This is a genomic window from Arthrobacter sp. CC3 (genome assembly GCF_039907775.1).
Taxonomy (GTDB): Bacteria; Actinomycetota; Actinomycetes; order Actinomycetales; family Micrococcaceae; genus Arthrobacter.
Window position 1 is genome coordinate 74,870 of record NZ_JARCCY010000002.1, and the last position, 16,057, is coordinate 90,926.

Annotated in this window: 17 protein-coding genes; 10 read left to right on the top strand and 7 right to left on the bottom strand. The window is 66.3% G+C overall.

The window, feature by feature from the left end:
* Nucleotide 1 precedes the first annotated feature (1 nt).
* Both ilvA and PV761_RS00405 read left to right on the top strand, forming a co-directional pair.
* Nucleotides 2-1,240 carry a threonine ammonia-lyase gene (gene ilvA / locus PV761_RS00400; RefSeq protein ID WP_347893469.1) on the top strand — a complete coding sequence of 413 codons (1,239 nt, stop codon included), beginning with the start codon at nt 2-4 and terminating at the stop codon, nt 1,238-1,240.
* Between the two features lie 5 nt (nt 1,241-1,245).
* Nucleotides 1,246-1,887, top strand: coding sequence for a rhomboid family intramembrane serine protease (locus PV761_RS00405; protein WP_347893471.1), 642 nt, complete (start codon nt 1,246-1,248; stop codon nt 1,885-1,887).
* A gap of 93 nt (nt 1,888-1,980) precedes the next feature.
* Here PV761_RS00405 and greA read toward each other — a convergent pair whose 3' ends face one another.
* Both greA and PV761_RS00415 read right to left on the bottom strand, forming a co-directional pair.
* A complete protein-coding gene (greA, locus tag PV761_RS00410) occupies nt 1,981-2,475 on the bottom strand; it encodes a transcription elongation factor GreA (protein WP_011691028.1) in 495 nt (164 codons plus the stop codon).
* A 203-nt stretch (nt 2,476-2,678) separates the two neighbouring features.
* Nucleotides 2,679-3,137: a DUF4307 domain-containing protein gene (locus tag PV761_RS00415; protein ID WP_347893473.1), complete on the bottom strand. Its 459-nt coding sequence runs from the start codon at nt 3,135-3,137 to the stop codon at nt 2,679-2,681.
* 92 nt (nt 3,138-3,229) lie between these two features.
* On the opposite strand from PV761_RS00415, the gene mca reads away from it, so the two are divergent.
* The 4 genes from mca to PV761_RS00435 all read left to right on the top strand — a co-directional run bounded on the left by mca (nt 3,230) and on the right by PV761_RS00435 (nt 7,456).
* Nucleotides 3,230-4,135: a mycothiol conjugate amidase Mca gene (mca, locus tag PV761_RS00420; protein ID WP_347893475.1), complete on the top strand. Its 906-nt coding sequence runs from the start codon at nt 3,230-3,232 to the stop codon at nt 4,133-4,135.
* Nucleotides 4,136-4,201: 66 nt separating this feature from the next.
* Nucleotides 4,202-4,582 carry a hypothetical protein gene (locus PV761_RS00425; RefSeq protein WP_347893477.1) on the top strand — a complete coding sequence of 127 codons (381 nt, stop codon included), beginning with the start codon at nt 4,202-4,204 and terminating at the stop codon, nt 4,580-4,582.
* Nucleotides 4,560-6,764: a thioredoxin domain-containing protein gene (locus tag PV761_RS00430; RefSeq protein WP_347893479.1), complete on the top strand. Its 2,205-nt coding sequence runs from the start codon at nt 4,560-4,562 to the stop codon at nt 6,762-6,764. Before PV761_RS00425 ends, PV761_RS00430 begins: the two co-directional genes overlap by 23 nt.
* Entirely contained in the window at nt 6,761-7,456 is a 696-nt protein-coding gene (locus tag PV761_RS00435; RefSeq protein WP_347893481.1) for an HAD family hydrolase, read from the top strand. The genes PV761_RS00430 and PV761_RS00435 overlap by 4 nt, the downstream gene beginning before the upstream one ends.
* Here PV761_RS00435 and PV761_RS00440 read toward each other — a convergent pair.
* On the bottom strand, nt 7,453-8,124 hold the full coding sequence (locus PV761_RS00440; protein ID WP_197024919.1) for a hemolysin III family protein: 672 nt from the start codon (nt 8,122-8,124) through the stop codon (nt 7,453-7,455). The genes PV761_RS00435 and PV761_RS00440 overlap by 4 nt on opposite strands.
* Before the next feature lie 213 nt (nt 8,125-8,337).
* Between PV761_RS00440 and PV761_RS00445 the strand changes: the two genes are divergently transcribed.
* Both PV761_RS00445 and PV761_RS00450 read left to right on the top strand, forming a co-directional pair.
* Nucleotides 8,338-9,099: an isoprenyl transferase gene (locus tag PV761_RS00445; protein WP_043438146.1), complete on the top strand. Its 762-nt coding sequence runs from the start codon at nt 8,338-8,340 to the stop codon at nt 9,097-9,099.
* 287 nt (nt 9,100-9,386) lie between these two features.
* Nucleotides 9,387-10,829, top strand: a complete 1,443-nt coding sequence (locus tag PV761_RS00450; RefSeq protein WP_028270448.1) for a PhoH family protein — start codon at nt 9,387-9,389, stop codon at nt 10,827-10,829.
* 171 nt (nt 10,830-11,000) lie between these two features.
* Here PV761_RS00450 and PV761_RS00455 read toward each other — a convergent pair whose 3' ends face one another.
* Together PV761_RS00455 and PV761_RS00460 are read right to left on the bottom strand one after the other, a co-directional pair.
* Nucleotides 11,001-11,651: a GNAT family protein gene (locus tag PV761_RS00455; protein WP_347893484.1), complete on the bottom strand. Its 651-nt coding sequence runs from the start codon at nt 11,649-11,651 to the stop codon at nt 11,001-11,003.
* A 36-nt stretch (nt 11,652-11,687) separates the two neighbouring features.
* The gene (locus PV761_RS00460; RefSeq protein WP_347893486.1) at nt 11,688-12,521 is read right to left on the bottom strand and encodes a hypothetical protein; all 834 of its coding nucleotides are present in this window, start codon (nt 12,519-12,521) and stop codon (nt 11,688-11,690) included.
* A 58-nt stretch (nt 12,522-12,579) separates the two neighbouring features.
* Here PV761_RS00460 and PV761_RS00465 point away from each other — a divergent pair, with 58 nt between their 5' ends.
* Nucleotides 12,580-13,140 (top strand): prepilin peptidase, encoded by a 561-nt coding sequence (locus tag PV761_RS00465; protein ID WP_028270445.1) that lies wholly within the window; start codon nt 12,580-12,582, stop codon nt 13,138-13,140.
* A gap of 37 nt (nt 13,141-13,177) precedes the next feature.
* Nucleotides 13,178-13,648 carry an NUDIX domain-containing protein gene (locus PV761_RS00470; RefSeq protein ID WP_347893488.1) on the top strand — a complete coding sequence of 157 codons (471 nt, stop codon included), beginning with the start codon at nt 13,178-13,180 and terminating at the stop codon, nt 13,646-13,648.
* A gap of 37 nt (nt 13,649-13,685) precedes the next feature.
* Here the strand turns inward: PV761_RS00470 and PV761_RS00475 are convergent, their stop codons facing one another.
* On the bottom strand, nt 13,686-15,299 hold the full coding sequence (locus PV761_RS00475) for an MDR family MFS transporter (protein WP_347893490.1): 1,614 nt from the start codon (nt 15,297-15,299) through the stop codon (nt 13,686-13,688).
* Entirely contained in the window at nt 15,296-15,961 is a 666-nt protein-coding gene (locus tag PV761_RS00480) for a TetR family transcriptional regulator (RefSeq protein WP_347893492.1), read from the bottom strand. The genes PV761_RS00475 and PV761_RS00480 overlap by 4 nt, the downstream gene beginning before the upstream one ends.
* Between the last annotated feature and the right edge of the window lie 96 nt (nt 15,962-16,057).

Here is a 16,057-nt window from a genome sequence, read left to right on the forward strand (position 1 = left end):
CGTGAAAACCCTCAATAGCCTGCCCGTCACGTTGGACAATGTCCTGGAGGCGCAGAAGCTGCTTGAGGGGATTATTACGAAAACTCCGGTGGAAACGTCCCGGGCGTTGGGCAGCATGGTGGGCGGCGAAGTCTTCTTCAAGTGCGAAAACCTCCAGCGTGCCGGCTCCTTCAAGGTCCGTGGCGCCTACGTCCGCATGGCCAAACTGTCCGCCGACGAGAAGAAACGCGGCGTGGTGGCTGCTTCGGCGGGAAACCACGCCCAGGGCGTCGCGGTCGCAGCAAAGAGCCTGGGCATCAAGGCGCGCATCTACATGCCGCTGGGCGTGGCACTGCCCAAGCTGGCAGCCACCCGCAGCCACGGCGCCGAAGTGGTCCTGCACGGGCACAACGTGGACGAAGCACTCGCCGAGGCCCAGCGCTACGCCGATGAGACCGGGGCCGTGTTTGTCCACCCCTTCGACAACGTGGACGTGGTGGCCGGACAGGGCACGGTGGGGCTGGAAATCCTGGAACAGATCCCCAACGTGGACACCATCCTGATGGGCGTGGGCGGCGGAGGGTTGCTCGCCGGCGTGGCCGTGGCCGTGAAGGCGAGGGCCCGGGAGCTGGGCCGGGACATCCGGATCATCGGCGTCCAGGCCGAAAACGCCGCTGCCTACCCGCCCTCGCTCGCCGCCGATGCCCTGGTGCCGTTGAAAAAGGTCTCCACCATGGCGGACGGCATTGCCGTGGGCCGTCCGGGACAGCTGCCGTTCAGCATCATCCGGGAGCTCGTGGACGACGTCGTGACGGTCAGCGAGGATTCCCTCGCCCGGGCACTGATCTTCCTGCTGGAACGCGCCAAGATGGTGGTGGAGCCGGCCGGCGCCGTGGGCGTTGCCGCCCTGATGGACGGCAAGATCGAAAACCCCGGCACCACTGCCGTGATCCTCTCCGGCGGCAACATCGACCCCATGCTGATGCTCAAGGTGATCCAGCGCGGTCTTTCCGCCGCCGGCCGCTACATGACCGTCCGGATGATGCTGGACGACCGCCCGGGTTCGCTGGCCACCATCGCCCGGATCATCGCCGAGAACGACGCCAACGTCACGGGCCTGGACCACACCCGGGTTGGCGGTTCGATCTCCATGGGAGACGTCTCGATCACCGTGAACCTGGAAACCAAGGGGCACGAGCACTGCGAGCAGGTCCTGGGCGCGCTCCGTGCCGAGGGTTTCCAGCCGATCGTGGTCCACTAGGGGCCATGATGCTGGACGCACAGGGGGGACGGCCGCAGACTGCAAGGCACAGCCCTGCCGCACGTGCGCAGGGCGGTCTGCTGGTCACGGGGTTGTTCGTCGTGCTCCTGTTTGCGATCGAGTTCGTCAACGCTGCCACGTTCCATGCACTGAACAGGACGTTCGGCCTCCGCCCGCGCAGCGCCGACGGACTGCTGGACATCCTCACCTTTCCGCTGTTCCACGCCAACCTCAGCCACGTGGTCTCCAACGCGCTGCCGCTCATCATCTTCGGCTTCCTGGTCTTTATGTCCGGACTCAGGGTCTTCGTCACCGCGGTGGCGTTCAGCTGGCTCGGTTCGGGCATGATGGTGTGGCTGATTGGCGGCTGGGGGATCACGGTGGGTGCTTCAGGCCTGGTGTTTGGCCTGTTTGCCTTCCTCCTGGTCCGCGGCTTCTTCAACCGCAGCTGGTGGCAGATCGCCCTGTCAGTGCTTTTGTTCCTCAGCTACGGCGGCATCCTGTTCGGGGTCCTTCCGGGCGTGGCAGGATTCGTTTCCTGGCAGGCCCACCTGGGCGGCGCGCTGGGCGGTGTTGCCGCCGCTGTGCTGCTGAAACCCCGCCGGCTGACGCGGGGACGCCTGGTGGCGGAGAACCAAAGCACATAGAACTCAGCGTTAACGCACGACGCCGGCCATCCCCGCGGAGGGGAGGGCCGGCGTCGTGCGTTAAGGCTTTGCCGTGGTTGGGGAGCTGCGCTCCTAGCCTGCGTACGGCTTGGCGGAGAGGATCTCCACCGTGATGTCCTTGCCGTTCGGGGCGGTGTAGCTGAGCTTGTCGCCCTCCTTGTGGCCCACAATGGCGGAGCCCAGGGGTGACTTTTCGCTGAAGACGTCGAGGTCCGAGTCGCCCGCGATCTCGCGGGAGCCGAGCAGGAACGTCTCCTCGTCGCCGGCGATCCGGGCGACGACGATCATGCCGGGCTCGACGATTCCGTCGTCCGCCGGGGACTCGCCCACGTGGGCGTCACGGAGCAAAACGGTGAGCTGGCGGATGCGGGCCTCGATCTTGCCCTGCTCCTCTTTGGCGGCGTGGTATCCGCCGTTTTCCTTGAGGTCGCCTTCCTGGCGTGCAGCTTCGATCTTCTGGACGATTTCCGCCCGGCCGGCGCCGGAGAGGTGGTCCAGCTCTGCCTTCAGGCGGTCAAAAGCTTCCTGGGTAAGCCAAGCTGCAGTTGCGCTGTTGGTGGTAGACACGGACTTCTCCTTTTTCGTGGTCAAACAAGTTTGCGGTCAAACAAGTAAAGACCCCGCCACGGTGGCCACTTGTGGGACTCAGTAACCAGCTCGGCGGGGTAAAGGTATTTGATCCATTGTAGTCAATGCGGTGGACAAACCAAAGAACGCCTGCGGCATGGGTCACATGACCAGACCGGGAGTGTGCCTGGGGCCGCGGGCGGCTACTTCTCCGAGCCAAAAATCCAGCAGCTGTCCACCACGCCGGAAACGGACAGCGACTCCGTGCGCACCACGGCACGGTGGACCGTCGTTCGTCCGCCGTCGGGGGTGGCTTCGGCCGGGTTCGGCCCGATATCAACCACTTTCCAGCCGACTACGGCAAATTTTGCGTCCAGCGCCTTGACGGCGCATTTGGCACTGGTTCCGGGATCCTTGGTGACCTGGAAATCGATCTCCGCCTGGGTGGCGTCCGTCGTGCTGTAGCCGATATCCGTGAAGGACACGGTTTCCGTGTTCAGGGAAGTGGAGATCCACGCCATGAAGCCTATGCCGGCAGCAAGAGCAGCGATTCCGATGTTGCGCTTGGCCTTGCGGGACAGGGCACGCTTTTGGCCCCCGTAACGATTGGCTAGGGTGGTAGTTGCCGGCGTCGAGATGGCCGGCCGATCCTCGGAAGTCACCGTTCCAGTTTAGTGTGGATCCGACCGGAATATTTCCGCGTCGCTCAGCCATAACCCGCAAGCCCAAATTCGAAGAAAGTGAGCCGTTTCAGATGACAGCGTCCGCAAGCCAGTCCAAGCCGCTCCGCCTGCTGGCCGTCCACGCTCACCCTGACGACGAATCGAGCAAGGGCGCCGCCACCATGGCCATGTACGCAGCGGCCGGTGTTGACGTCATGGTGGCCACCTGCACCGACGGATCCCGGGGGGACATCCAGAACCCGGCCATGGAGCACGAGCCGCACCCCAAACGAGACATGGCAGGCGCCCGCCGCCTCGAAATGGACAATGCCGCCCGCGTGCTGGGGGTCCGCCAGCGCTGGCTCGGCTTTGTGGACTCAGGGCTCCCGGAAGGCGACCCGCTTCCGCCGCTGCCGCCCGGCTGCTTCGCCCTCCAGCCGCTGGCCGTCGCGGCGGCCCCGCTGGTCAGGCTGGTGCGCGACTTCAAGCCGCACGTGATCCTGAGCTACGACGAAAACGGCGGCTATCCGCATCCGGACCACATCATGGCCCACCGCGTGGCTGTCGAGGCCTTCGAAGCAGCCGGCGACCCGGAACGGTACCAAGGTATCGGCGAACCGTGGTCAGTCAGCAAGCTGTACTACGACCGTGCCTTCAGCCCTGACCGGTTCCGGGCCCTCCACTTTGCGCTCGAAGAGGCGGGCCTGCAGTCCCCCTACGCCGAGCGGCTGGCGGCCTGGCTCGAGGCTGATGCCGAGGGCCACACGCCACCGGCCCCTATGCACCCCACCACCACCCAAATTGACTGCGGGGACTATTTTGAAGCCCGGGACGATGCGCTCCGTGCACACCGCACCCAGGTTGATCCGCTGGGATTCTTTTTCGCCGTATCCCCGGACATGCAGCGCCGCGCGTGGCCTTGGGAGGACTACAGCCTGATTCAGTCGCGGGTGCCGGTGGAGCTGCCGGAAAAGGATCTCTTCGCCGGACTAAGATAGAACCAAGCCATGTTCTATCTCCCGTAGAAGTCAGGGCCCCCAATACGCTCCACAGAAGGTCTAACCGTGCATCACTTGCTCCTCGCCCTCGCGACAACTCCGGCGCCCAGCCCCACGCCGTCCCTGCGCCCGGGCCTCTCCGAAGACCAGGTGACGCCGGGCACGTGGGGCTTCATCATGACCGTGTTTTTCGTCCTGGCCACCACGCTGCTGATCGTGGACATGGTGCGGCGCATCCGCCGGGTCCGCTACCGGGCCCAGGTGGAGGAAGAACGCCTGGCTGCACTGGCCGCCGGAGAGCAGGACATGCCGGAGGCTCCGGGAACGGACGGACCGCGAAGCGACGAGGCCGGCACGAGCGATGCGGCCGTCACACGCGGGGGCCCGCTGGACGGCGCCGATCTCCGGACGGAACACAACGGTGATGAAAGCCGCGGACAACGCTGACGGCGCAGCCGGCGACGCCCGGCCCGGTGCCTCCAATGCGCTGGCCGGCCAACCTTCCGCCTACCTGAGGCAACACGCCGGCAATCCTGTTCACTGGCGGCCCTTCGGTGATGAAGCGTTCGGCTTTGCCGCCCAACGAGACGTTCCCGTGTTCCTGTCCATCGGCTACGCCGCGTGCCACTGGTGCCACGTGATGGCCCATGAGTCCTTCGAAGACCAGGAAACAGCGGACTTCCTCAACGCCAACTTCGTGGCCATCAAGGTGGACAGGGAAGAACGCCCGGACGTGGACGCCGTCTACATGGCCGCAACCCAGGCAATCAGCGGTGAAGGCGGCTGGCCGATGTCCGTCTTCCTGACCCCGGACGGACGCGCGTTCCACGCCGGAACGTATTTCCCGCCCCGGCCCATGCCCGGCCGGCCCTCTTTCCGCCAGGTCCTCGAGGCGGTCCGCGAAGCCTGGCTGGAGCGTCGCGAGGCCGTCGAACAGAACGCCGAGACGCTGGCCCGCGGAATGGCGGAAACGCAGCTTGCCGCCGCCGTCCAACTGACCGGAGCGCCGGACCCTGTGGACACCGGGCTGCTCTCCGAGGCGGTCCGCGTCCTGGCCCGCTCTGAAGACACGCACGACGGCGGCTTCGGCACCGCCCCGAAATTCCCGCCGTCGCCCGTGCTGGAATTCCTGGTCCGGCACGCCGCGGTGGCGTCCGACACCGCCGATGCCGCGAGGGACATGGCGGGCCGGACGCTGGCAGCGATGTCCCGGTCCGCCCTGTTCGACCAGCTGGACGGCGGTTTTGCCCGCTACTCCGTGACGCGCGACTGGTCCGTGCCGCACTTCGAAAAAATGCTCTACGACAACGCCCAGCTGTTGCGTGCCTACGTTCACTGGGTCCGGCTCGGAGGCAACGCGGTGTACACGGCGGAGGAGGCCGCGGACGCCGCAGCGCGCACCGCGGACTGGATGATCGCGTCGCTGGGCCTCGCCGGTGCCGGAGGCGGCCCCGGAGCGGGTTCAGGGCAGGCTGAGGCGTTTGCTTCGTCGCTGGATGCGGACACCGTGGTGGACGGCCAACACCTCGAAGGCGCCAGCTACCTCTGGACCCCGGCGGAACTGCTGGAGATCCTGGGGCCGGAGGACGGTCCCGTTGTGGCGCGGCTGATGAACGTCGCCCCCGAGGGCACCGTGACGAAGGCAGCTTCGCCGCTGCATCCCGGCCGCAAGCTCGACGGCGCGGAGCACCTCGTGTGGGCCCGTGCCCGGCCGCGGCTGCTGGCTGCCCGATCGGGCCGCCCCCAGCCCGCCAGGGACGACAAAGTGGTGGCCGGCTGGAACGGCCTGGCCGTCGCTGCGCTCGCTGAAGCGGGGGCAGTCCTCGGCCGGCCCGACTTCACGGCTGCTGCAACGCGAACGGCCGCCTACCTCGAACGGATCCACTGGACGGACGGCACCCTGGTGCGGGTGTCGCACGCCGGAGAGGCCCGCGGGATCGGCGGCCTGCTCGAAGACTATGCCTTCTGCGTGGACGGATTCCTGACCCTCTTCGGGGTCACGGGAGATGCCCGGTGGTACCTGCTGGCCGAGGACATCCTGTTGGCTGCGTGCCTGCGGTTCGCCGCGGACGGAACCCTGGTGGACACTGCCGGCGAATCGTCCCAGGTGTTCAACGCGCAGGGGCAGCGCGCCGGCCTGGAGCTCTTCGACAACGCCACGCCGAGCGGTGCGGCAGCGTTCGCAGGCGCCCTGCTGGGCTATGCAGCGCTGTCCGGTTCCAGTGACCACCGGATCATGGCCGGTAATATCCTTTCGCTGCTGCCCCCGCTGGCAACCCGGGCGCCCCGGGCGGCAGGCTGGCTGCTGGCCACGGCGCAGGCTGCGCTGGCCGGACCAGTGGAAGCCGCCGTCGTCGGGCCTGACGGTCCGGCTCGCGCAGAACTCCACCACGCGCTGCTGCTGTCGGCCAGCCCGGGGCTGGTGGTAGCGCTGGCGTCCGACGCCGGGATCCCGGCTGCTGTTGGTGGCGCGGGTAGTAGTGGCCCGCCCGCCGTGCCGCTGCTGGAAGGCCGGACAGCGGCGCCTGACGGCTCAGCGCAGGCGTTCCTCTGCCGCGGGATGGTGTGCGAACGACCGGTGGGTTCCGTGGCCGAACTGCTGGAGCGACTGGCGACGATGACCCGATGACTTCTTCGCCGCACCCGGAGCCCGGGGCTCCCGGGAGCCGGCGCCCCTTTGACCTGGTCATTTTCGATTGTGACGGTGTCCTGGTGGACTCCGAGTCCATCGCCATCAGGGTGGACCAGCGCGTCCTCGCGGATCTCGGCTGGGAGCTTGGCCTCGAGGAGATCGTGGAACGCTTCGTGGGCAGGTCCGAGGCACACTTCGTGGCGGAGGCGGAGCGGCACCTGGGCATCAGGCTGGACGCTGACTGGGAGCAGAAGTACCAGCACTGGTACCGGACGGCCTTCGAACGGGACCTGGCGGCCGTTGACGGCATCGAGGACGCCCTGGCACAGCTGCGGCTCCCGCACTGCGTCGCCTCCAGCGGCACGCACGCCAAGATGCAGCGGACGCTCGGACAGACGGGGCTGCTGCCGGCGTTTGAAGGACGGATCTTCAGCGCCTCGGAGGTTGAACGGGGCAAGCCGGCCCCGGATCTGTTCCTTCATGCTGCCCGGATGCTCGGTGCGGAACCGGCCGGATGCGCCGTGGTGGAGGACAGCCTCTACGGAGTCCAGGCTGCCCGGGCCGCCGGAATGCACGTCTTCGCCTTTGGCGGGGGAGTGACGCCGGCGGCCCGGCTGGCGGGCCCGGGCACCACGGTCTTCCGGCACATGAGGGAGCTTCCGGACCTCATCTCCGCGGGCAGGCCCTAGGCAGGCCTGCCGAGCACCGCGATGGCGATGGCGATGAAGTGCGCGGCAAAAGCGAACACGGTGAAAGCATGGAACAGCTCATGGAAGCCAAAGTGCTGGTAGCTGAAGTTCGGCTTCTTGAGGGCGTAGAAGACGGCTCCGGCGATGTACAGGGCGCCACCAACGCAGATCAGGACTGCCGAGGCGATACTGGCTGCGAAAAAGTCCGGCAGGTAGAACAGGGAGCCGCAGCCCAGGGCGATGTAGATGGGCACGTAGAGCCATCGCGGAGCATCGGTCCAGAGCAGCCGGAAGAGCACCCCCAGGATCGCGCCGGACCAGATGACCCACAGCAGCAGCACAGCCTTGGGCCGTTCCAGCAGCGCCCATGCCAGCGGCGTGTAACTGCCGGCGATCACCAGCATGATGTTGGTGTGGTCGAGGCGCTTCAGGACGATCTTGACTCCCGGTGACCAGTTCCCGCGGTGGTACACGGCACTGATGCCGAAGAGCAGCACACCGGTCACTGCGTAGACGGCGGAAGCAATCTTCAGGTCGGTGGTGGGGGCCAGCAGGATCAGGACCAGCCCGGCGGCAAAGGCCAGCGGAGCGGTGACGGTATGGATCCAGCCGCGCCATTTGGGCTTGATCGTCAGGAGCTCCGCGATGCGGACTGCAGCCTCGTCCATCGGGCCCGATTTCCGGCCGCGGCCTGCTCCCGCATCCGGTTGGGGAGTTTTGCTTTCCATGGCTCAAGAATAAACTACGTTCCAGTAAGTTACTTGTGAGTAACTATTGGGTCTACTGGATTGGAAAGCCCTCGTGCACCGCGCTGCTGTTGCGGGCGGGTAGCCTAGGAATGCACTGCCGTCGTACATCAAGGAAGTCAGGTGAGTCTCCGGATGGAGTTGCCCGGGATCCTCTATGGCTTCTACGAGCGCAAGCTCCTGCGCTCGCTGGACAAGGACCGCATCCCCAAACACATCGGCGTGATGGTGGACGGCAACCGCCGGTGGGCCAAACAGTTCAACGCGCCCACCAGCCAGGGGCACCAGGCGGGCGCGGACAAAATTCATGAGTTCCTCGGCTGGTGCCAGGAACTCGGCGTCAAAGTGGTCACGCTGTACATGCTCTCCACCGACAACATGAGCCGCTCCGGCGAGGAGCTGGACCTGCTGATGGGCATTATCGCCAACACCCTGGACCGGCTGGACGAGGACGAGGACATCTCCGTGCACGCCATGGGTGCTCCGGAGCTGCTTCCCGATTACCTGGCCGAACGGCTCAACAATCTCACGGCGCGCACGCCGGCCCATGAAAAGCTCCACGTCAACGTGGCTGTGGGCTACGGCGGACGCCGTGAGATCGTGGACGCGGTCCGGGAACTCCTCCACGATGCCGTGGCCCGGGGCAAGGACATCGGCAAGCTGGCGGACGACCTCACGGTCGACGACATTTCGCGCTTCCTGTATACCCGCGGGCAGCCCGACCCGGACCTGGTGATCCGTACGTCGGGGGAGCAGCGGCTGTCCGGTTTCCTCATGTGGCAGAGCGCCTACAGCGAGTTCTACTTCTGCGAGGCGCTCTGGCCCGCCTTCCGCAAGGTGGACTTCCTCCGGGCCTTGCGCGACTACGCCGGCCGGCAGCGGCGCTTCGGCTCCTGAAGCCGGCTCCTGAAGCCTGGCGGCCGGCAGCCCGGTACGGCGCCCGCTCATGGCCGGTTCACGCGGAATTCACGTGATCGCAACAAGAATCGCCGCGAAATAGTTTGGGAAACAAAGCGGCGGGGAATTACGTTGAATCCATTAGCAGGCACACTGCCCGCTAATCGGGGAGGCCAGTACATGGAGCGAACTTTCGCACCGGATGTATGGGAGGCCGGAACCGGCCTCGTGGCCGCTCCGCCTCACCTATAAATTATCCGGGCGTGCGCCCCGGGGCTGGAGTCGATGTGGCTATTTCTGAACAACTGCCCGACGTCATTTCCGACCAGGGAGAGAAAGCTACCTCTCGCACCGCGCGAGCCACCTCACAGACCGGAGCAGCGAGCTATGACGCTGCGGCCGGTCTTGCTGTATCCGGCAGCAGTGCTGCGGCGGATGACACCTTGTGGAGCTTTGTCATCGACACCTCGGTGTTGCTCTCGGACCCCCGCGCCCTGCTGCGGTTCGCGGAGCACGAAGTCATTGTGCCGATCGTGGTCATCACGGAGCTTGAGGGCAAGAGGCACGACCCCGAACTGGGCTACTTCGCCCGCAAGGCCCTCCGGCTCCTCGACGACCTCCGGGTCCAGCACGGCGGACTTGACCGGCCCATCCCGCTGGGCGAAGACGGCGGCACGCTGATGGTGGAAATGAACCATATCTCCACCGAGGTGCTCCCCGCCGGATTCCGTGGCGGGGACAACGACAGCCGCATCCTCGCCGTCGCCAAGAACCTCGCCAACGAAGGCCGGAACGTCACGGTGGTGTCCAAGGACCTGCCGATGCGCGTCAAGGCATCCGCCATGGGGCTCCTCGCCGACGAGTACCGCAACGAACTCGTGAAGGACTCCGGCTGGACCGGCGTGGCGGAAGTCGAGGCCAGCGAGGAGGACGTCTCCACCCTCTATGGCCACGAGCCCGTCTTTATCCCGGCCGCGGCAGAGATGCCCGTCAACACCGGACTGGTGCTGCTCTCAAACCGGGGCTCAGCCCTGGGACGTGTGGGTGCGGACAAGCAGGTCCGGCTGGTCAAGGGGGACCGCGACGTCTTCGGACTCCACGGACGTTCCGCGGAGCAGCGGCTGGCCATCGACATGCTGATGGATCCGTCCGTAGGCATCGTGTCGATCGGCGGCCGGGCCGGCACCGGCAAGTCGGCGCTGGCACTCTGCGCCGGCCTCGAAGCCGTGCTGGAACGCCGCGAACACCGCAAGGTGATTGTCTTCCGGCCGCTCTACGCGGTGGGCGGGCAGGAGCTCGGCTACCTGCCGGGATCCGAAGCGGAGAAAATGAACCCCTGGGCGCAGGCCGTCTTTGACACCCTCGGAGCCCTGGTCAGCCAGGAGGTCGTCGAGGAAGTCATGGACCGCGGGATGCTCGAAGTCATGCCGCTGACCCATATCCGCGGCCGCTCGCTCCACGATGCGTTCGTGATCGTCGATGAGGCGCAGTCCCTGGAAAAGAACGTCCTCCTGACGGTGATGAGCCGGATCGGCCAGAACTCGAAGATCGTCCTGACACACGATGTCGCCCAGCGCGACAACCTCCGGGTGGGCCGTCACGACGGAGTTGCCGCCGTCGTTGAAACCCTCAAGGGACACCCGCTCTTCGGGCACATCACCCTCACCCGCTCGGAGCGCTCGCCGATCGCGGCACTCGTCACTGAACTGCTGGAAGGGGCGGAAATCTAGGCTCCCAGGTGGTTGCGCCGTGGCCGGGTTCGCCCGGCCACGGCCCTTCGCCGTCGCTTAGACACGTCGCATAGGGACCCGCTGCGGTCGCTGGGCGACCTTCGGGTCCGATGCGCCGCGATGCGCTCCTACGCGAAGGACCGCGACCGGGCTAGTGCGTCGGTCGCCCCACTAGCCTTGAATACCCAGGAACCGGGCCGTGGGTTCGTGGCCTTCTACCTTCAGGGTCCAGTCGGGGCGTTTGAAGGTGGCCGGGGTAACCCGGACCTTCTGGACGTCCTCCACCTTGCCGCCCCAGGAGGCCCGGGTGACGCCGTTCAGTTCGTAGCCGAGGGACCGGGACACGCCGAGGGATTTTTCGTTCCAGGCGGCCGCCTCGGATTCCGCGACGTCCGCTTTCAGGTAGTCGAAGGCATAGCTGACGACCGCGGCCCGCATCTCCTTGCCAAAGCCCTTGCCCTGTGCCGATTTCGTGAGCCAGGAACCGGTGGTGACGGTCTTCAGCGCCGCGAAATCCTTGGCCTCGACGTCCTGGCAGCCAAGGAACTCGCCGTCGTGCCAGATGCCGAGCAGGAGCGTCCACTCCTGTGGCGACATGTTCCCCCGGCAGCGCCAGTACCATTGCGCCATGTTGGGGCCCAGCTCCTCTGCAGGGGACTCCGCCCAAGGCCGGCTGAACGGGCTGTGGCCGGGTTCGTGGACGCCATTCAGCGCAGCCTGCACCGCGGCCGGGATGTCCTCGTCACGGATGGGCCGGAGGGCCAGGCGGGGCGTGGTCAGGGTGAGGGCGAACGGGGGCCAGAAGGTGGCGGGCTCAGTCATCAGGGAAGCTTAGCCGGGGGACCCGCGGGCAGCCAGTCACACGCCCCGCGAGATATCCCAGCTGATGTGGCGGCGGACGTCGGTAAGGTTCATGGATTCGGCGAGGAACAGGTCATCAAGCATGTACTCGTCCACGCCGAGGATCCTGAGCCAGTGGCCAGGGGCCGCCGATTCGTTCTCCAGCGAGCGGCTCAACACGCAGACACCGGTGCCGACATCGATCCGGATCAGGTTCCGTCCCGGTCCGCACAGCGGCGCCAACGGGTCCGCCGGCCGGTAGGCGGCATTGGGAGTCACGACGGCTTCCAGGGCGGGGCGGCCCTGGTGGTCCACGGCGGTGATGGGGCCGAGCTCCACGGCGTTGGTGTTCGGGAATTCGATGGGTACGGGGGCATTGCCGGCGAGTTCCACCGGGTCCAAGGCCGCGGCAAAGCGGCCGTTTCCAAAGCACGGTTCGCCGTAGGCGGCCTCCGGGCGGCGCCGGACCAGTCCGCCGTCGTCATACACGGGGGTGACCAGCTGCGGAGGCAGGAGCCACGACTTCCTGGTGGAGCTGACGTAGAAGCCGTCTTTGGAGTCGTTGATGCCCGTGGTGCTGTGCAGCACCACGCCGGCTGCGGATTCAAGGCGGAGGGCGCCGGGCCGCCGCAGCCAGGCACGCACGGTGTTTTCCGGGTCCGGGTTTTCGGCGCCCGAATCTGCGGTGTGGGGGGTTGCGGGGGCCGGCGCGGGGCGGTCCACATATTCGAAACGGAGGCTCTGCCACTTCCAGGGAGAGGAACGGCACAGGTTCCGGAACTTTGCGGCCATGTCCGGCGGCCTGGACTGCTGACCGGCTTCCCCCTGGCGCCTCGCGTCCCATGTCGACATATCCACAGTTTACGCGCGGGCTCAGCGGCGGGACGCGAAAATCCAGTAGCATCCGAGGGTGATCCAACGACTGGGCGAACTTTGGGAATCCACCCCGCTGGGGTTCTGGCTGGTCCTGGCGGCCTGTGCCTACTACGGCGTGATGGCGGTGCGGCTGACCGTCATCGACGTCAGGCACCACCTGCTGCCGAACAGGATTGTCTTCCCGTCCTACGCCGTAGGCGGCGTGCTCCTGTTGGCGGCGGTTGTCGCCGTCCTCGCTGCCGGTGCGGACGCCGCGGCAGTACCCGACGGCGCCGCCCCGCTTTTCGGGCTTCCGGGCGGACGCATCCTTGCCGGAGGAGCCGTGCTGTGGCTGTTCTACTTCATCCTGCGGATGGTTTATCCGCCCGGGATGGGATTCGGAGACGTAAAACTCGCAGGCGTGCTGGGCCTGTACCTTGGCTACCTCGGCTGGGGACATGTTTTTGCCGGGACCTTCGCCGCCTTCCTCCTGGGCGGGCTCTGGAGCCTGGGCCTGCTGGCTGCCCGCCGCGGAACCCTCAAATCGGACATCCCTTTCGGCCCGTTCATGCTCGCAGGCACTGCCGCGGCCATGCTGCTGCTGCCTGCGGCCTGAGGGGCTGCGCCAGCGGTGCTGCCGCTAGGCTGAAGGTATGCCAGCACCTGAATTCGTCCTCAAGCTTCGCGAAAAAATCGGCCATGATCCGTTGTGGATTCCTGCGGTTCGCGGGGTGGTCTTCAACGACGACGGCCACGTCCTGCTGGGCCAGCGCTCTGACAACGGACGGTGGGCGCTGATCTCGGGCATGCCGGAGCCGGGCGAGCACCCTGCTCCCGGACTCGTGCGGGAGATCTTCGAGGAGACGGCCGTCGTGGCCGAAACGGAGCGCATGGTCTCGGTCGGCGTCGTGGGTCCGGTCACCTTCCCCAACGGCGACGTGTGCGACTTCCTGGATATTGTGTTCCGCTGCCGCCATGTGTCCGGTGAAGCACGCGTGAACGACGACGAGTCCCTGGCCGTCGGCTGGTTTCCGTTGGAGGAACTTCCGGACATCAGGCCCGGTGACCGCGAGTGCATCCGGCGGGCGCTGCTGCCCGAGGACGCCGTCCACTACGAACCCTGAGGGGCTCCCTGCTGCGGGAGCCCCTCAGGGCGGCTTCCTAGACTGAGGCGGACTGGCGTTCAGCCTCGAGGCGTTCTGCTTCCTCGCCACCCACAGCCTCGCCCCGGGCCACCATTCCGGCGGTGTCGGAGAGCGGGATCTGCTTCAGTGTCAGCGCGAGGATCAGCGCAATCCCGAGGAACGGCAGCAGGTACCAGAACACCGGTGCCAGCGAATCAGCGTAGGCGTTCACGATGGCGTCCCGGAGCTGTTCCGGGAGCTGGCTCAGGGCCTGCGGGTCCAGCGTCTGGGTGGACTGCGCTGCCTGGTCGGCGGAGGCGCCTGCCCCGGTGAACGCCTTGGTCAGGGATTCTGCCAGCCGGGACGTGAAGATGGAGCCGAACACGGCCACGCCGAGGGACGCACCCACCTCGCGGAAGTAGTTGTTGGTGCTGGTGGCCGTGCCGATCTGCTCGGCGGGCACGGAGTTCTGCACCACCAGGACGATCACCTGCATGATGGAGCCCAGCCCGGCGCCGAAGACGAACAGCTGGACGCAGATGACCCAGATGGGCGTGTCCGCTGTGAGCGTGGTCAGCCACAGCATGGCGCCCATGGTGAGGGCGGCGCCCATGATGGGGAACATTTTGTACTTGCCGGTCTTGGAGATCCGGATGCCGGAGTAGATGGCCATGCCCATCAGGCCCGCCATCATGGGCAGCATCAGCAGGCCGGATTCCGCTGCGGAGGTCCCGGAGGACATCTGCAGGAACGTGGGGACGAATGCGATGGCCGCGAACATGCCCAGGCCAAGGGTGAAGCCGATGGCCGTCGAGTTCACAAAGATCCGATTCTTGAACAGGCCCAGCGGGATGATGGGATCCTCGGCGCGGCGTTCCACCATCACAAAGGCGGCCGCGGCGAGTACCAGCCCGGCGCCGAAGGCCCAGGTCAGCGGCGAATCCCAGCCCTCATCCTTCTTGCCGCCGAAGTCCGTGAAGAAGATCAGGCAGGTGGTGGCGGCGGACAGCAGCAGCACGCCCAGGATGTCGATCCGCTTTTCGGCCTTCTTGTTCGGCAGTGTCAGGGTGAACCAGGCAATGGTGAAGGCCGCAACGCCGATGGGGATGTTGATGTAGAAAGCCCATTCCCAGGTGAGGTGGTCCACAAAGTAGCCGCCCAGCAGCGGTCCGGCGACCGCGGAGAGGCCGAAGATGGCGCCCAGCGGGCCCATGTACTTGCCGCGGTCCTTGGCCGGCACGATGTCCGCGATGATGGCCTGCGAGAGGATCATGAGTCCGCCGCCGCCCAGGCCCTGAATGGCGCGGAAGACCACGAAGCCCCAGAAGTCGGTCGCGAAGGCGCAGCCGACGGAAGCGAGGGTGAACAGGGCAATGGCCACGAGGAACAGGTTGCGGCGGCCCAGCACGTCACCGAACTTGCCGTAAATGGGCATGACGATGGTGGTGGCCAGCAGGTAGGCGGTGGTGATCCAGGCCTGGTGTTCCACTCCGCCGAGCTTCCCCACGATGGTGGGCATGGCGGTGGAGACGATGGTCTGGTCAAGGCTGGAAAGCAGCATGCCGGCGATGAGGGCGGAAAAAATGATCCAGATGCGTTTCTGGGTCAGCAGCAGCGGCTCGGCTGCCTTGGGACTGACGGCGGTGCTCATGGGCGTCCTTCTGCGGGTACGGGTTCTTCAAAGGGAAGGGAAAAGAGCTGGCGGGCGGCTGAGACGTTCTTCAGCAACAGTTCCTGGTAAGTGCGGGTGTTGCCGTCGGAGAAATAGGTCATGCTGCTCTTGCGGGCGATGTTGCCTAACAGGACGACGGCCATCTGGACCACCGGGTGGCCGGGCTCCACGCCTTCACGGATGGCCAGGACCCGGGCGAACTCCGCCTCACGTTCCTCGGTGGCACCGATGATCCTCAGCATGAGCTGGGGTTCCTTCTTGATGACCCCGATCAGCTGCCGGGTCTCCTCTTCGGAGGCGGCCATGTTTTCGGACAGCTTCAACGAAAGTTCGATGAGGTCCTGGAAGAGCGTGGGGGAGATTTCGCCGGGGGCGGAGGACTCGCCGCCGCGGATGAAGCCCTCGATGACGTCGCCGGGAATTTCGTCGTCCACGTGGCCGAGGATGGCGTCTTCCTTCGTGGGGAAGTAATTGAAGAAGGTGCGGCGGGAAATGTCCGTCTGCTCGCAGACTTCTTCGACGGTGTAGCCGTTGAGCCCGCGTTCGGCGGTCAGCTTACGCGCGACGGCGGTGATCGCCGCACGCGTTGCCGCGCGCTTGCGTTCGCGGAGCCCGCCGTCGCTTGTTGCACTATTATTCACAAAGTAAAGTTTTGCACCAATCAAGAATTGGTGCAATTTTTGCGCGAGCGGACAGTGGGATCCCACCCGGCGGGGGCTGCCTTAAACGCCAGCGGC

What these genes read in the sequence shown, in the direction of transcription:
- PV761_RS00405 (WP_347893471.1), top strand. Translation starts at nt 1,246, where the DNA reads ATGATGCTGGACGCACAGGGGGGACGGCCGCAGACTGCAAGGCACAGC.
- mca (WP_347893475.1), top strand. Translation starts at nt 3,230, where the DNA reads ATGACAGCGTCCGCAAGCCAGTCCAAGCCGCTCCGCCTGCTGGCCGTC.
- PV761_RS00430 (WP_347893479.1), top strand. Translation starts at nt 4,560, where the DNA reads ATGAAAGCCGCGGACAACGCTGACGGCGCAGCCGGCGACGCCCGGCCC.
- PV761_RS00435 (WP_347893481.1), top strand. Translation starts at nt 6,761, where the DNA reads ATGACTTCTTCGCCGCACCCGGAGCCCGGGGCTCCCGGGAGCCGGCGC.
- PV761_RS00440 (WP_197024919.1), bottom strand. Translation starts at nt 8,124, where the DNA reads ATGGACGAGGCTGCAGTCCGCATCGCGGAGCTCCTGACGATCAAGCCC.
- PV761_RS00445 (WP_043438146.1), top strand. Translation starts at nt 8,338, where the DNA reads ATGGAGTTGCCCGGGATCCTCTATGGCTTCTACGAGCGCAAGCTCCTG.
- PV761_RS00455 (WP_347893484.1), bottom strand. Translation starts at nt 11,651, where the DNA reads ATGACTGAGCCCGCCACCTTCTGGCCCCCGTTCGCCCTCACCCTGACC.
- PV761_RS00460 (WP_347893486.1), bottom strand. Translation starts at nt 12,521, where the DNA reads ATGTCGACATGGGACGCGAGGCGCCAGGGGGAAGCCGGTCAGCAGTCC.
- PV761_RS00470 (WP_347893488.1), top strand. Translation starts at nt 13,178, where the DNA reads ATGCCAGCACCTGAATTCGTCCTCAAGCTTCGCGAAAAAATCGGCCAT.
- PV761_RS00475 (WP_347893490.1), bottom strand. Translation starts at nt 15,299, where the DNA reads ATGAGCACCGCCGTCAGTCCCAAGGCAGCCGAGCCGCTGCTGCTGACC.